14 protein-coding genes are annotated in these 15,272 nt (G+C 63.9%); 5 read left to right on the top strand and 9 right to left on the bottom strand.

The window, feature by feature from the left end; translation table 11 throughout:
• Window positions 1-5: 5 nt before the first annotated feature.
• The 4 genes from AB5I84_RS11855 to fba all read right to left on the bottom strand — a co-directional run bounded on the left by AB5I84_RS11855 (window position 6) and on the right by fba (window position 5,030).
• The gene (locus AB5I84_RS11855) at window positions 6-947 is read right to left on the bottom strand and encodes an alpha/beta hydrolase (RefSeq protein WP_369456118.1); all 942 of its coding nucleotides are present in this window, start codon (window positions 945-947) and stop codon (window positions 6-8) included.
• 7 nt (window positions 948-954) lie between these two features.
• A complete protein-coding gene (gene yghU, locus AB5I84_RS11850; protein WP_369456117.1) occupies window positions 955-1,809 on the bottom strand; it encodes a glutathione-dependent disulfide-bond oxidoreductase in 855 nt (284 codons plus the stop codon).
• Window positions 1,810-1,892: 83 nt separating this feature from the next.
• On the bottom strand, window positions 1,893-3,743 hold the full coding sequence (locus AB5I84_RS11845) for a DEAD/DEAH box helicase (protein ID WP_369456116.1): 1,851 nt from the start codon (window positions 3,741-3,743) through the stop codon (window positions 1,893-1,895).
• 222 nt (window positions 3,744-3,965) lie between these two features.
• Window positions 3,966-5,030, bottom strand: a complete 1,065-nt coding sequence (fba, locus tag AB5I84_RS11840; RefSeq protein ID WP_369456115.1) for a class II fructose-bisphosphate aldolase — start codon at window positions 5,028-5,030, stop codon at window positions 3,966-3,968.
• Between the two features lie 246 nt (window positions 5,031-5,276).
• Between fba and AB5I84_RS11835 the strand changes: the two genes are divergently transcribed.
• Window positions 5,277-5,615 carry a DMT family transporter gene (locus tag AB5I84_RS11835; protein ID WP_369456114.1) on the top strand — a complete coding sequence of 113 codons (339 nt, stop codon included), beginning with the start codon at window positions 5,277-5,279 and terminating at the stop codon, window positions 5,613-5,615.
• A gap of 13 nt (window positions 5,616-5,628) precedes the next feature.
• Here the strand turns inward: AB5I84_RS11835 and AB5I84_RS11830 are convergent, their stop codons facing one another.
• The 4 genes from AB5I84_RS11830 to tkt form a co-directional block, all read right to left on the bottom strand.
• On the bottom strand, window positions 5,629-6,282 hold the full coding sequence (locus tag AB5I84_RS11830) for a 4'-phosphopantetheinyl transferase family protein (RefSeq protein ID WP_369456113.1): 654 nt from the start codon (window positions 6,280-6,282) through the stop codon (window positions 5,629-5,631).
• Window positions 6,283-6,324: 42 nt separating this feature from the next.
• On the bottom strand, window positions 6,325-7,482 hold the full coding sequence (locus tag AB5I84_RS11825; protein WP_369456112.1) for a phosphoglycerate kinase: 1,158 nt from the start codon (window positions 7,480-7,482) through the stop codon (window positions 6,325-6,327).
• Window positions 7,483-7,576: 94 nt separating this feature from the next.
• Window positions 7,577-8,584: a type I glyceraldehyde-3-phosphate dehydrogenase gene (locus AB5I84_RS11820; RefSeq protein ID WP_369456336.1), complete on the bottom strand. Its 1,008-nt coding sequence runs from the start codon at window positions 8,582-8,584 to the stop codon at window positions 7,577-7,579.
• A 2-nt stretch (window positions 8,585-8,586) separates the two neighbouring features.
• The gene (tkt, locus tag AB5I84_RS11815; protein WP_369456111.1) at window positions 8,587-10,596 is read right to left on the bottom strand and encodes a transketolase; all 2,010 of its coding nucleotides are present in this window, start codon (window positions 10,594-10,596) and stop codon (window positions 8,587-8,589) included.
• A 227-nt stretch (window positions 10,597-10,823) separates the two neighbouring features.
• Here tkt and AB5I84_RS11810 point away from each other — a divergent pair, with 227 nt between their 5' ends.
• On the top strand, window positions 10,824-11,606 hold the full coding sequence (locus tag AB5I84_RS11810) for a hypothetical protein (protein WP_369456110.1): 783 nt from the start codon (window positions 10,824-10,826) through the stop codon (window positions 11,604-11,606).
• Window positions 11,607-11,612: 6 nt separating this feature from the next.
• Here AB5I84_RS11810 and AB5I84_RS11805 read toward each other — a convergent pair whose 3' ends face one another.
• Complete coding sequence (locus tag AB5I84_RS11805; RefSeq protein WP_369456109.1) at window positions 11,613-12,623, bottom strand: DUF481 domain-containing protein; 1,011 nt, start codon at window positions 12,621-12,623, stop codon at window positions 11,613-11,615.
• Between the two features lie 283 nt (window positions 12,624-12,906).
• Between AB5I84_RS11805 and AB5I84_RS11800 the strand changes: the two genes are divergently transcribed.
• The 3 genes from AB5I84_RS11800 to AB5I84_RS11790 all read left to right on the top strand — a co-directional run bounded on the left by AB5I84_RS11800 (window position 12,907) and on the right by AB5I84_RS11790 (window position 15,265).
• The gene (locus tag AB5I84_RS11800; protein WP_369456108.1) at window positions 12,907-13,467 is read left to right on the top strand and encodes a hypothetical protein; all 561 of its coding nucleotides are present in this window, start codon (window positions 12,907-12,909) and stop codon (window positions 13,465-13,467) included.
• A gap of 114 nt (window positions 13,468-13,581) precedes the next feature.
• Window positions 13,582-14,160, top strand: a complete 579-nt coding sequence (locus tag AB5I84_RS11795; protein WP_369456107.1) for a PhnA domain-containing protein — start codon at window positions 13,582-13,584, stop codon at window positions 14,158-14,160.
• Between the two features lie 118 nt (window positions 14,161-14,278).
• Window positions 14,279-15,265, top strand: coding sequence for a metalloregulator ArsR/SmtB family transcription factor (locus tag AB5I84_RS11790; RefSeq protein WP_369456106.1), 987 nt, complete (start codon window positions 14,279-14,281; stop codon window positions 15,263-15,265).
• The last annotated feature ends 7 nt before the right edge of the window (window positions 15,266-15,272 follow it).

The following is a 15,272-nucleotide window of genomic DNA, read 5'->3' as shown; positions in this document are numbered from 1 at the left end:
AAGCGTCAAGCGAACGCGTCGTGGAAGACCTGCCGGATGCGGGCGCGATAGCGCTCCGACTCGTTCGCCAATTGATGGCGTGCCCCCTCCAGCATCACCACCTTGAGCGCGGGGAACTTGGTTTCCACCATCGCCAAGTTGTAGCGCCAGTCGACGGTGTCATCCATATCGCCCTGCACCAGCCACAGTGGCCGCGCCACCGGCGTCAGTGCCTCAAACCGCGGAACCCAGCGGCGCAGAGCGCCGAACCACTGCACCGAAATGGCCCGCGGCTGCAGCGGGTCCAGCTCGGCGAGGAAATGCAGAAACTCAGGATCATTGGAGTTGGCGGTGAACACTCGCCGAATAAAGCGCCGGAACGGCCCCACTAACCGGTGCAGCCAGCTGGCAGTGCGGTATCCCAGCGGGCGCACCAGCGGCGCCAGCAGCACCACTTGGTCAAATGGATCATCGGGAGCCAGCAGACGCTGCATCAGAATAGCGCCGCCGGTGCTCTGCCCCACCGCATGCCAGGGCCCAGGGAAATGCCCGGCCGCGCCGGCCAAACAGTGATTGAGCACCTGTTGGTAGAGATCGAAATCAGTGATCACCGCCCGCGCGCCGGACGATAGCCCGTGGCCGGGCAGGTCAAACGCCACCACCGCCCATCCGGCCGCCAGCAGCGCGCCGATCACATGGCGATACAGTCCCACGTGATCGAAATAACCGTGCACCACCCACACCGTGCCGCGCGCTGACGGCGGCCGCCAACTGTGTACTGCAATCCGGAAACCGGCGGCATCGACATAGCCGAAACCGTGCTCCAGTTGCGGCTGGCGCTGTTCGAAGTCGATGCCGTAGTAACCGAAATATGCCTGCGCCTGAGCATCACCGCGGGGCGGCTGCGCCCAGTCGAACGGCGCCCAGCCTTGCTGCAATAACACCGGCTGGAATGGCATCCCCTCCATTGACGGTTTACTCCACCGCAGGCTGCTGGAAGTCGGCAGCGCTGTGACGCTCGGCCAATTGCTCGGCCTCGTCACCCCACACCCGGTTTACGCGGCGGCCACGCTGCACCGCCGGACGTTCGGCAATCTCCGTCAGCCAGCGCTGCACATGGGTGTAACCGCTGGCATCGAGGAACTCTGCCGCTTCATACACTTCGTTCGACGCCACCCCGCCATACCAGGGCCAGATCGCCATGTCGGCGATGGTGTATTGGTCGCCTGCCACAAAGCGGCGCTCGGCCAGATTGCGGTCCAACACATCCAGCTGGCGCTTCACTTCCATGGTGTAACGGTCAATCGGGTAGCGGTATTTTTCCGGTGCGTAGGCGTAGAAATGGCCGAAGCCGCCGCCGAGGATCGGCGCGCTGGCCATCTGCCAAAACAGCCAGTTCAAACATTCGGTGCGCGCCGCCGCTTGCTGCGGCACAAACGCGCCAAACTTCTCGGCCAAGTACAGCAGGATGTGGCCGGATTCAAACACCCGCACCGGCTCGGTACCGCTGCGATCCAACAACGCTGGAATTTTCGAGTTCGGGTTCACCGCGACAAAGCCGCTACCGAACTGATCGCCGTCTTGGATACGGATCAGCCAAGCATCGTATTCCGCCCCGGCATGACCGGCCTCCAGCAGTTCTTCCAGCATCACCGTGACTTTGACGCCATTGGGCGTAGCCAGCGAATACAGCTGCAGCGGGTGCGTGCCCACCGGCAACTCGGCCTCGTGAGTGGCCCCGGCCACCGGCCGGTTGATGTTGGCGAACCGGCCACCGTTGCCGGGCTCCCAAGTCCAAACTCGGGGTGGGGTATAGACGTCTTGGCTCATCGGTACTCTCGCTCTGGCTGTCGTAGACGGGGCAATCCGATCACGCGACAGCTTACGCGCTCCCTCGCGGCGGAGCGACCGGGTCACGCCTCCGCCAACGCCCGCTGCACCTGCTCCACCGCCTGCCCGACCCGCTCCGTCAACGCGGTGGCGGCGGTGGCCAGCAGTACTAGGCTTTCCAGTGCCCGGGTCATGGCCACGTACAGCAGCCGCTCTTCCAGCAACTCATCCTCGCCGGCCGCCGGCAGAATATGCAGCGACGGAATCACCACCAGCGGGAACTCCAAGCCCTTACTGGAATGCATGCTCACTACTTTGACTTGGTCTTCGCTACCAAACAGCCGATCCCGCGTTCGACTCGCGCGACCAGAGATGAACGGAATGTCGGCGGCGCCGAGTGCCCGTTCGATGGCCACCGCATCACTGGCATGGCGGTACAACACCGCCATCTCGCTCCAGCGGCGACCATGAGCGGCGGCGTCCTGCAGCTGTTCAACGAGGCTGTGCCACTGCTGCCACTCGCTGTCCAGCACCAGCAACTTCGGCAACGGACCACGCCGGCCGGCGCTTTCTGGGGCGATCAGCGGCACACCATCGTCGGAGCTCTGTTCGGCACGCAGTGCCCCCGTCGCCAGCGCTCGCGCCACCGACAGCACTTCCAGCGTGTTGCGATAGTTGAGCCGCAGAATGGTAGTGCGACCCTGGGCCTGGATACCGACACTGGCGAAGCTGAAGTCGCGGCGACGCAAGTTGCCGTAGAGCGTCTGCGCATCGTCATAGAGCACCAGCAGCGAGTCGGTATCCGGGTCGACCATCTGTACCGCAATGCGGAACCACTCCGGCGCAAAGTCATGCCCCTCATCTATCAATACCGCGCTGTACTGTCCGCGCGGTATCTCGCCGGATTCCAGTGCCGCTTCCACTGCCGCCACCAAGGCGGCATAGAACGCTTGGCCACGCTCGGTCGGCAGCGCCACCCCATGGGTCCGTAGCAGCTCATGGCACCAGGCGAGGAACCTGCGCACCTGCACGGTCTCCGCCAGCCCCCGCTCTGCCATCATCTGCTCCAGCCGGCCAGCCAGCGCCCGGCTGTAAGACAGCACCAAAATCGGCTTTTTAGCCGCAGCCGCTAGGTGAATACAGCGGTAGGCGAGGATCATAGTCTTGCCGGAGCCGGCGACACCGTGGATTACACGGTGTCCATCGCCCAGCGAACGTGCCAATTGCTCCTGCTGCAGGTCCATCACCCTGATCAACGACGGCAACGCATCTTGGTGGTTGTCGAACAACCCAAACTGACCCGGCGCGCTGCTGATACGCACTTCCGGATAAAGGTGATAACGGATGCGGTCGATCTGCTCGCCACTGAGGCGACACGGAAACGGCGCCGGGAATAGCGCGTCGATGCGATCGGCGAACTCATCGTCGGAGACTGATTCCAGCATTTCATCTTGGAACAGCACCCGTTCTGGAGGCAGCACTTCGTGCAGATCGGTCTGCTCGAACTGGCGCCGGGTCATACGGGTGAACACCACTGCCCAGCCGAACGGTACCGCCAGTCGACCCGCGTAAAGGCCCTCGGACTGGCGCAATAGCGTGTCACGTTGCAATGCAGACACCAGCTCGGTGGCGTATTTGCGCGCTTGCCGCAGTGGGTGGGAGACCACGACCTCGCCTTCCGGCACCAATAAAGTAGCGCTGTCTTGGTCCATGCGGCGGATGGTGTCCAGCCGCCAATCCTTGACCTCCAGCACCAGCAACCCACGTTCCGGGTGCGCGATAACGAAATCCGGCTGTAGTCCATTGGCCCCGACTGGGGCGTTGTACCAGCAGAGATAATCCGCCCCGAGCTTTTTCTCCAAGCGCTCGGCCAAGCGCCGCTCCCCCGACGTGTCAAACCGGCACGCCGAGCGCAACGGAAACAGTTGCGCCATGGTTGTTGCTCCTTTCCCCAAACCGCTGTGCGCGAAACCCCTTTTCGCGCCTCAGATCGGTTCCTTCCTTGGGGTGCTATTTTGGAGCCTTGGTCACAATCGGCAAGGCCGGAGGTGGCGCCTCGGGTGCCAACTGCCAGTCCGCCGGCGGTTGGCAACCAAGAAGGTGCTCGAGTGGCGAAAGTTGGGCATAAAAAAGCCCGCCGAAGCGGGCCTTTTTAATCACTTCACGCGCGGGTCCAATTCACCACGGGCGTAACGCTCGAACATGGCCTCCAGCGAGATCGGCTTGATCTTGCTGGCCATGCCGGCAGCGCCGAACGCTTCATAACGCGCCAGGCAGATGTCCTTCATCGCCTGGGTAGAGACTGCCAGGTACTTGCGCGGATCGAACTCGGATTTGTTCTGCGCCAGGAAGCGACGGATGGCACCGGTGCTGGCCAAGCGCAGGTCGGTGTCGATGTTGACCTTGCGCACGCCGTACTTGATGCCTTCCTGGATTTCTTCCACCGGCACGCCGTAGGTTTCCGGAATTTCACCGCCGAATTCGTTGATCACTTTCAGCCATTCTTGCGGCACCGAGGAGGAACCGTGCATCACCAAGTGGGTATCGGGAATACGCTCGTGAATTGCCTTGATGCGGTCGATGGCAAGAATGTCACCGGTGGGCGGGCGGGTGAACTTGTAGGCGCCGTGGCTGGTGCCGATGGCAATCGCCAGCGCGTCCACTTTGGTGGCCTTAACGAAATCAGCGGCTTCTTCCGGGTCGGTCAGCATCTGGTCCATGTCCAGCGTGCCTTCCGCACCGATGCCATCTTCTTCGCCGGCCTGCCCGGTTTCCAGCGAGCCAAGGCAGCCCAGTTCACCTTCCACCGACACGCCGCAGGCGTGGGCCATGGCCACGGTGGTTTGGGTGACGCGTACGTTGTAGTCGTAATCCATCGGCGTCTTGCCGTCTTCGCCCAGTGAGCCGTCCATCATCACTGAGGAAAAGCCGAGCTGGATCGAGCGCTGGCACACCGCCGGGCTGGTGCCGTGGTCTTGGTGCATCACCACCGGGATGTGCGGGAATTCTTCCACCGCCGCCAGGATCAGGTGACGCAGGAAGGGCGCACCGGCGTATTTGCGGGCGCCGGCCGAGGCCTGCACGATCACCGGCGAATCGGTCTGGTCCGCAGCTTCCATGATGGCGCGCATCTGTTCCAGGTTGTTGACGTTGAAGGCTGGGATGCCGTAACCGAATTCTGCGGCGTGATCCAGCATCTGGCGCAGGCTGATGAGTGCCATGTGGTGTGCTCCATGAAGGGTTTCTGAAGGCCCGGTATCCGTGTTCCCGCAGCCAGCGGGATGTCCCGTCAGCGCTGGGCGTGGCCGCGGGCAAATTCTGGGGCGCTATTGTGAAACAAGGGCCGGTGGCGAGCAAATGCGGCGCGCACACCGATTTATCCAATGTTTATTAAGTTGTCACGGCAACGTGGAAAGGCATCCCCTAGGGTAGTGGCTCCCATGTCCGGGCTCAGGTGCGGGTGCTACATGAAAGACCTCAATTTCCTTGCCGCAGCAATCCTGTTTGAAGTCATTGGCACCAGTGCGTTGAAGGCGTCAGAGTCCTTCACGCGGCTCGGTCCCACAGTGCTGACGCTGTCCGCCTACGCCACCGCGTTCTATTTCCTCAGCATCACCCTCAAAACGGTGCCAGTGGGCCTCGCCTATGCGATCTGGTCCGGCGTGGGCATCGTGCTGGTGACGCTGATTGCACTGGTGATCTATCACCAGGTGCCGCGACTGCCAGATTTGATCGGCATGGGGTTGATCGTCGCCGGGGTGGTGGTGATCAACCTGTTCTCCAACATCGGCGGCACCTCATCCTGAGCGAGGCACGAGGTCAGGGCAGCCAGGTCCAGCATTCGATGCCGTCGGCATCGGCCGCGGCCTGCACCCACCACAGCGCCGGCGCCTGCACGCTCTGCTGTAGCGTCGGCGCCAGAGTGAAGCCGAGCCGGCAGCCGGCGGCATCGATCTCCACCAGCGTCGAGGTGGCGAAGCCGAGATAGCGGCGCACGCTCGGATAAAGCGCCTTGAACAGGGTTTCCTTGGCCGAGAACAGCCGGGTGACGAACTCTGCTTCGCTGAGCGCGCGCGGCCGCAGCGCGCGCTCAGCCGGTTGCGCCACGGCGCTCACCACCCGTGCCGCCCGCAGCGGCGTCAGCCAGGCTTCGCGGTCGACTCCGAGACCACGCACCGGCGCCCGCGTCACCCGCGCCACCGCTTGGCCGGCGCCGTGGCTGATGCTGCCGCACACGCCCGCTGGCCACAGCGGCTCACCGCCACTGCCGCTGCCTGGCACCTGTGCCGGTAAACCAGCGCTGGCCAGTGCCGCCCGTGCCGCATAGCGGCCGGCCAGATATTCCACTCGCCGTTTCAGCACCGCCTTGTCGAGCGTCGCCGGCAGCACCAGCCCTTGATCGAGCAGGCGTTGCTGGCCGACAGCGGACAGCTCCAATGGCCAAGCGGCGCGGTGGGTCAGGGGTTCATTCATGGCCACAAAAAAGGCGGCCCGGAGGCCGCCTTTCCATGCTGCTCAGCCGCGACTTTCCAACATCGCCACCGCCGGCAGGGTTTTGCCTTCGAGGAACTCCAAGAAGGCACCCCCACCGGTGGAGATGTAAGACACCCGGTCTGCAATGCCGTACTTGTCCACCGCCGCCAGCGTATCGCCACCACCGGCAATGGAAAACGCATCGCTGTCAGCAATGGCTTCCGCCATTTCCTGGGTGCCGCCGCCGAACTGATCGAACTCGAATACGCCCACCGGACCGTTCCAGACGATGGTGCGGGCTTCTTTCATCAGCGCCGCAAAGATGTGGGCGGTTTTGGGGCCAACGTCGAGGATCATGTCGTCCTCGGCCACGTCTTCCACCGCCTTGACGGTGGCTTCCGCATCCGCGGAGAACTCAGTGGCGACCACCACGTCCACCGGCAGCGGGATGTGCACTTTGGCCGCAATTTTGCGCGCCGCGTCGAGCAGGTCGGCTTCGTACAGCGACTTGCCCACCGGCAAGCCGGCGGCAGCCAAGAAAGTGTTGGCAATGCCACCGCCGACCACCAGCTGGTCCACCTTGTCCGCCAGCGACTCCAGCACTTCCAGTTTGGTGGACACTTTTGAACCCCCGACGATGGCGACCAGCGGCTTGGCCGGTGCCGCCAATGCTTGGCCGAGGGCGTCCAACTCCGCCGCCAACAGCGGGCCGGCGCAAGCTACCGGCGCGAACTTGGCGACGCCGTGGGTGGATGCTTGGGCGCGGTGGGCGGTGCCGAATGCATCCATCACGAAGATGTCGCACAGGGCGGCCATTTTACGTGACAGCGCTTCGTCGTCTTTCTTTTCACCACGGTTAAAGCGCACGTTCTCGCACAGCACCAGCTGACCTTCGCCCACCTCGACGCCGTCCAGCCAGTCACGCACCAGCGGCACCTCGCGGCCGAGCAGGCCGGCCAGGTGCTCTGCCACCGGCTGCAGCGACGCAGCTTGATCGAACACGCCTTCTTCCGGGCGGCCGAGGTGGGACATCACCATCACCCGAGCACCGGCGTCGAGCGCGTGCTGGAGGGTCGGCAGCGCCGCGCGGATGCGGGCGTCGCTGGTCACCTTGCCGTCTTTCACCGGCACGTTGAGATCTTCGCGGATCAGGACGCGTTTGCCTTTCAGGTCCAAATCCGTCATGCGCACAATGGCCATTTGGTTCCTCGATGCCCGCAGCGGGGTTCTCTGTGACGAACAATAACGCCGCTCCCGATCCGGCAGCGGCGCGTTGGATAACATCAGTCGGCGTTCAAGCGCCGCTCAAGTGGCTGACCAGATCCAACAAGCGTTGGGCATAGCCCCACTCGTTGTCATACCAGCCCACCACCCGTACCAGATCGCCCTGGATCTCGGTCTGAGTGGCGTCGAAAATCACCGATTCGGCGCGATGGTTGAAATCCACGCTCACCAGCGGCGCGTCATTGTAGCCAATCTGCCAAGGAGCGTCCCCCGCGCGCGCGGCAAACAACGCGTTGACCGCGTCCACGCTCGGCGTCTGTGCCAACTTCAGCGTCAGGTCGACCATCGCCACGTTCAATGTCGGCACCCGGATCGAACCCCCGCTGATACGGCCGGCCAGCCACGGCAGTACTTGCTGGATGGCGCCGATGGCGCTGGAAGTGGTCGGCACGATGTTCTGTGCCGCCGCCCGGCCGCGGCGCGGGTCGCGGTGCACATGGTCGAGCAGGGTCTGGTCCGAGGTGTAGGCGTGCACCTCGGTCATGATCACCTGCTCCACCTGCCACGCTTGGTGCAGCGCCAGCAGCAACGGCGCAATGGCGTGGGTGGTGCACGACGCCGCCGACAGGATACGCGCATCACCCAACTCACTGTGGTTGATGCCGTAAACGGTGAGGGCATCCACCGGCTCGAACGGTACCGCGCCGATGATCACCCGCTGCGCCCCGGCGTGCAGATGCTGCCCGGCGCCTTCGCGCCCGCGCCAGACCCCGGTGCACTCCAGCACCAGATCGACCTCCAGCTCGCGCCACGGCAACGCCGCTGGCGAAGGTTCGCACAGCAGCTTTGGCGCCAACGGGCCGACCTGCAGACACCCATCCACCAGCGCCGCCGGCGTGCCGGCGCGGCCATGGGTGGAATCGTATTGAGTCAGGTACAGCAGGTCCTGCGGCCGCCCGAGATCATTGATGGCCACCAGCTCAAACGGCAGCGACCAACCGCCTTCGGCGCTGCGATCCAGCAGCGCCCGCAGGAAAGACCGGCCGATGCGCCCGTAGCCGTTGAGCGCGACGCGCATCGTCAAAGCAGTTCGGAAACCGCAGCCACCACTGCCTCAGCAGTGATGTTGAAGTGACGGTACAGGTCTGCCGCCGGTGCTGAAGCACCAAACCCGTGCATGCCCACCACGCGACCATCGAGGCCGACGAAGCGGAACCAGTAATCGGCAATTCCGGCTTCCACCGCTACCCGAGCACGTACCGCCGGCGGCAGTACGGCGTCGCGGTAAGCAACGTCCTGGGCCAGGAACACATCGGTGGCCGGCATCGACACCACGCGCACATTGCGGCCCTGCTCACCGAGTTGCGCCGCCGCGGCCATCGCCAGCTCCACTTCGGAACCGGTGGCAATGATGATCGCATCCGGGGCACCGCTGCCGGTTTGGCTCAGCACATAGCCGCCACGGGCGACGTTGCCGAGGGTGTCGGCGTCGCGCGCCATGCACGGCAGGTTCTGGCGGCTGAAGATCAGTGCGGTGGGGCCGTCTTGGCGCTCCAGCGCGGCTTTCCAGGCCACCGCGGATTCCACCGTGTCACAGGGACGCCAGGTGGACAGATTCGGGGTCAGGCGCAGGTTGGCGATCTGCTCCACCGGCTGGTGGGTGGGGCCGTCTTCGCCGAGGCCGATGGAGTCGTGGGTGTATACCAGCACCGTCGGCTGCTTCATCAGCGCCGCCATGCGCACCGCGTTGCGGGCGTATTCCATGAACATCAGGAAAGTGCCGCCGTAGGGGCGCAAGCCGCCGTGCAGCTGCATGCCGTTCATCACCGCGGTCATGCCGAACTCGCGCACGCCGTAGTGCAGGTAATTGCCGCTGGCATCCGCCGCACTCACCGCCTTACAGCCTTTCCACACGGTGTTGTTGGAGCCGCCGAGATCAGCGGAGCCGCCCACCAGTTCCGGCAGCAGCGGGCCGTAGGCATCGAGGGTGTTCTGGCTGGCCTTGCGGGTGGCCACCTTTTCCATGCTGTCTTGGCAGCTCTGGATGAAGGCATCGGCGGCGGCGCTGAAACCGTCCGGCAGCGCACCGCTGATGCGGCGTTCGAACTCAGCCGCCAGCTGTGGATGCTGCTCAGCGTAACGGGCCACCAGGGCATTCCATTCAGCTTCTGCGTTGGCGCCGGCGGTGCGGGCATCCCAAGCGGTGTACACGTGCTCGGGGATTTCGAACGGACCGTATTCCCAGCCCAGCGTGTCCTTGGCCAGCGCGATTTCGTCGTGGCCCAGCGGCGCGCCGTGACTGTCTTCGCTGCCCTGCTTGTTGGGCGAGCCGAAGCCAATCACAGTCTTGCAGCAAATCAAGGTCGGTTGTTCGGTGTTGGCACGGGCGGTCAGCACCGCCTGGTGCAGCGCAGCGGCGTCGTGGCCGTCAACGTCGGCGATCACCTGCCAGCCGTAGGCGCGGAACCGCTCCACGGTGTCGTCGGTGAACCAGCCCTGCACCTGGCCATCGATGGAGATGCCGTTGTCGTCATAGAAGGCAATCAACTTGCCGAGGCCGAGGGTGCCGGCCAGCGAGCACACTTCGTGGGAGATGCCCTCCATCATGCAACCGTCGCCGAGGAAGCAATAGGTGTAGTGATCCACCACCTCGCAGTCGTCACGGTTAAACTGGGCGGCCATCATTTTTTCCGCCAGCGCCATGCCCACAGCGTTGGCAATGCCCTGCCCAAGCGGACCGGTGGTGGTCTCGACGCCGGGGCAGTCGTGGTATTCCGGGTGGCCAGCGGTGGGGCTGCCAAGCTGACGGAAGTTCTTCAGGTCATCCAGCGACAGCGGGTAGCCGGTCAGGTGCAGCAGGCTGTAGAGCAGCATGGAGCCATGGCCGTTGGACAGCACGAAGCGGTCACGGTTGAACCACTGCGGGTTAGCCGGATTGTGCTTCATGAAACCACGCCACAGCACTTCGGCCATGTCCGCCATGCCCATGGGGGCGCCGGGGTGGCCGGAATTGGCCTGCTGCACGGCATCCATGCTCAGCGCACGAATTGCGTTGGCCAACTCGCGCGGGGCGGGTGAAGGGGCGGACATGGCGATCTCCTAACCTGTGTATCGCATTAATATAGGGGGCACCCTCGGGGAGGCGGGGCCGGGCTTTGAAGGGGCGCTATTGTCGCGCACCCGCCCGCCGGCGGCAAACCTCCCGATACACCGCGACCGCCGCCACAACCCTGCACATCGGCACAGCACAGTCCAGCGCCCTGCGGTATGCTTGCGCTTTTCTTGCAGACCCCAGGTTGCGACCGGGAGAGGACTTGATGACCGACACACGCTGCCAGCATTGCCGCCAGCCCATGAGCCCGCTGGCTTATGCCTGCCCCCACTGTGGCCACCCCAACCCGGCCCGCGCCCCGGCCGGCCACCACGCCGCAGCCGCTGGCGCCGGCTCCACCTTCCTCGGCACCAGCAGCGGTCGCTTTGTCAGCCCGTTATTGCTGCTCGGTATCGTGGTGGCACCAGTGGTGTTCGGCTGGGCGCTGCTGCGCAACGGCCACTCCGCCTTCTCACGGGTGATGACGGTGCTGTGGTCTTTGCTGTGGCTGGTACTGGTGGCCGCGGCAGTGCAAGCCGGTCCGCTGCTGGAGCGGCTGCAGGGTGGCGACTTGTTCCCAACGCTGCCGACGCCGTGGGAGCTGTTCGGTGTGGAAGGCCCGTCTAACGCGCCGGTCACCAAGACCGCACCGGAGGGCTACGTCAGCCCGCCGTACCTGGAAGATGATGAAGGCCCGGCTGATGGCATCAACCCGGTGGCCACTAAGCAGGCACCCGAGGGTTACGTGTCGCCGCCCTTTATCGATGATCCAGAAGATGGCATCCGCCCGGTGGTCACCAAGTCGGCGCCGGAAGGCTATGTGTCACAGCCCTACATTGAAGATCCCGTTGATGGCATTCGCCCGGTGGTCACCAAAACGGCCCCGCCAGTGGTCGAGGACCTGTCGGTGGACGGCGTCAACCCAGCGATCCGCAAGGTCAACGACGCCGAGGACACGGATGACGGCAAGCGCGAGGCCGAGAAGGGCACCCGCAACACCCGTCGCTGAGCGCGGCTACCAGGCGACGCCAAAGCCCAGCGTGTAGCGCCGGGCATTCACATCCCCGGCGTTGCCTGATACCCGGTCCCACTCGGTTTTCAGGTTCAGGGTCGCCCAACTGGTGACCTTGAACCGCAGCCCCAGCTGGACATACAGCTTCTCTGACACTGCCCCGCCCAGCGGCAGGCCAACTTCACCGCGATTGAACAGGCTGATGGTCTTGGCGCTCAGGAAGCGGCTGTAATCCCACTTCACAGACAGCGAGGCGCTTTCTGAGGGGTTGGCTTCTTTGAAGTGATAAGCGTCGTGGTTCACCAGCGCCGCCAGCGACAGCGCGCCAACTTCGTTGTCCCACAGCTGCACACCGGGCCCGGTACCGAGCGTGCGCCGCTGCGACACTGCCTCGACCTCGTCACGCAGATACTGCGCCTGACCCTGCCAGAACAACCGCTCACCGAGGAAATAGTCCACCGTGTAGCTCAACTGGTAGTTGTCCTTGGTGCGCTTCTCGTCCTTGGTCTTCCGGTTGTACTCGGCGGCGAAGCGCTGGCGCCAGCGGTCATAACGTAAGTTGTTCACCAACGTCAGATCGCGATCGTCGATGTTGCTTTCGGCCTGCTCCAGATCAAATGACAGATCCAGATGACCAGTCCACATCCAGTCTTCCAACGTGCCGCGCTCCGGCATCATCCGGTACAGGCTGCTGAGTTCCACCACGAACGGCTCGCCCTCATCCACCAACGCTACCTTGCCCGGCTCCGCCGGCCGCAAGTGCACGCGGTAGCTGCCGCCCCAGGCTTGCTGGCGGACAATCATCGGCGACGAGGTTTCCATGGTCTGGATGGTGCGCACCAAAATGCTGACGGTGCCGGAGTGATCGGTTTCCAGCAGCACCTTGCCGCTGTCGAGCAGCCGCACCACGCCGGACAGGATGTCGCCGTTGCGCAGCCAAACGGTATCGGCCATCACCGGCGGTGACAGCAACGACAATCCCAACAAAATGGCGGCAAATGGGTGCAGGCGCATGACGGCACAGAGACTCAAACGAGCGCCGATTATGAACCACACAGGGCAGATGGCAATCACTCTAATGAATGGCGTTCAGCCGCTTTGTGGGAAAAAATTCCGCGAAAAAACATTAAAAAGGTAAATCTTTTCACAAATCCGGACTGTGCCTGTAAAACCTGCCTACCCGCCCCCTTTACCGCTGGGATAGTATGCGCGCATCCTGCGCTGGCGGGATGCATTTTCCCAGGGTTTCTGCGCCCTTAGACAATTCGCAGCTTGGTGATCTAAAAGGACCTATGCCATGAAAATTCGTTCAGCTCTGGTGGCTGCTGCCGCCTTCTGCGCACTGCCGACCCTCGCCGTTGCCGACAAATTCGACTACACCTACCTGCAAGGTTCCTACCAGGTCCTGACCGGCCAGGATGCCAACAAATGGCAGATCAAAGGTTCCTTCCGCATCAATGACCAGGTGTACGTGACGGCCCAAGACGGCGGCATCTACGACCTGCGCACCGGCACCGTCGGCCTGATCGCGCCGATGAGCGACACCCTGCACCTGTACGGTGAGTTCGGTCTGATGGACAGCAACGACGGCATCAACCCGCTGCTGGAAGTGGGTGCCCGCATGTCCCTCAACGACCAACTGCAAGTACGCGGCGCCCTGCGCTACATGTCTGACGTGTACGACACCGAGAAAACCGCGCTGTCCGGCATGAAAGGCGTGAAAGACGACGACGAACTGCTGATCGCCTTGGAAGCCAACTACCGCACCAGCGAGCGCTTCTCCTTCATCGGCGGCGTGTCGATCCCGACCGAAGCCGACGGCGTACTGCTGGAAATCGGCGGCCGCCTGCACTTCTAAGCAAGACCCGGCCCCGCCTGCCTAGGCGGGGCCCTCTCCACCGCACCCGCTACACCCGTCATCCATAGCAATCCGTTATACTCTCCCACTCTTTTATAGGGAGGGTTTCTAACCGTGGAACAAACCATTGCCGCCCGCAGCCAAGGCCAGTGCGAATTGTGCACCGGCAAGGAGAACCTGCGCCTGGTTGCCGTGCCCCCGCGCGACGCCACCGATGCCGACGCCGTCGTCCATCTTTGCAGCCTGTGCGCTGACCAACTCGACGGCAGCCAGCCGCTGGACGTGCACCACTGGCACTGCCTTAACGACAGCATGTGGAGCCCAACCCCGGCGGTTCAGGTACTCGCGTGGCAACAATTAAGCCGCCTCGCGAGCAGCGAAAGCTGGGCCCAAGACCTGCTCGACATGCTCTACCTGGATGACGCGCTACTGGCCTGGGCCAAAGCCGGCAGCGCCAGCAACGACGAGCAGCCGGGCGAGGTGCACCGCGATTGCAACGGGGTCGAGTTGCTGGAAGGCGACAGCGTCACCCTGATTAAAGACCTGAACGTGAAGGGCTCCAGTTTGGTGGCCAAGCGTGGCACCCACGTACGCAACATTCATCTCGACCCCGACAACGCGGCCCACATCGAAGGCCGGGTGGACGGTCAACGCATCGTCATCCTGACTCAATTCGTGAAGAAATCCGGCTGACCACCGCCGCCCTTCCGAAGGCGCCTGCGGGCGCCTTTTTTGTGGCCGCCAACCCGCCGTCAAAGCTATATCAAAAAACTTTGATATAGGGCCAGTTAGTCCGTACACTGCGCGCCCTATGACCTCGCCCGCCGCCCTTGACCGGCCGGAACCGGTGTCGCTGGCAGCGCTGGCGCGCCAGCTCAAGGCCACCGCTGACCCGTTGCGACTGCAGATCCTGCAGCTGCTGGGCTACAACAGCTTTGCGGTACAGGAGCTCACCGAGCTGTTGGACACCACCCAGTCCGGCATGAGCCACCACCTTAAGCTGCTGGCGCGCGAGCACTGGGTCAGTAACCGCCGCGAGGGCACTACCGTGTTCTACCGCCGCGGGCTGCCACCGGCGGATGCCAGCGGTGATCTGCAGCGCACGCTGTTGGCGCAGTTGGACGAGCAAACGCTGGAGCCAGAACTGGCGGCCCGACTGGATGTGATCGAGCAGCGCCGCGCCGCCCAGAGCCGCCTGTTCTTCCAGCAGCTGGCGGCCAGCGGTGCGCCGATGGACGAAATCGTCGACCTCGACGACTACGGCGAGCTGGCAGCGGAAATGATTCGCCGCGCCTGCCCAGATGGCGGCGCCGAAGCGCTGGAAGTCGGACCCGGTGATGGCCGCTTCCTCGGCTGGCTGGCCCAGCAGTTCGAGCACGTGATCGGGCTCGACAACGCGGCCGGCATGTTGGCCCAAGCCCGCCAACAGGTGGCCGGTCACAGTGGCATCACCCTGCTGCAGGGCGACTGGCCCGATGCCGCGCCGCCGCGCCAGTTCGATGCGGTGGTGATGAACATGGTGCTGCATCACCTGCCGGCACCCGCCGAAGCGCTGCTGCGCGCGGCGCGGCGGCTGCGGCGCGGCGGTGTACTGCTGGTGTCGGAGCTGTGCCGCCACGAGCAGTCCTGGACCCGGACCCGCTGCGGCGATCTGTGGCAGGGCTTTGATGAAGACGAATTAATTGCCTGGGCACAACGCGCCGGGCTGGTACTGCTGGAGTCGCAATACTTGGCCCAGCGCAATGGTTTCCAAACCCAGGTGCTCAGTTTCGTGCACCCGGACGATCACACTCATTGACCTCAAC

This window comes from Alcanivorax sp. REN37, from assembly GCF_041102775.1.
GTDB classification, from domain to species: Bacteria; Pseudomonadota; Gammaproteobacteria; order Pseudomonadales; family Alcanivoracaceae; genus Isoalcanivorax; species Isoalcanivorax beigongshangi.
The sequence above is the reverse complement of the archived record's forward strand: the minus strand, read 5'-3'. Positions and strand labels throughout refer to the sequence as shown.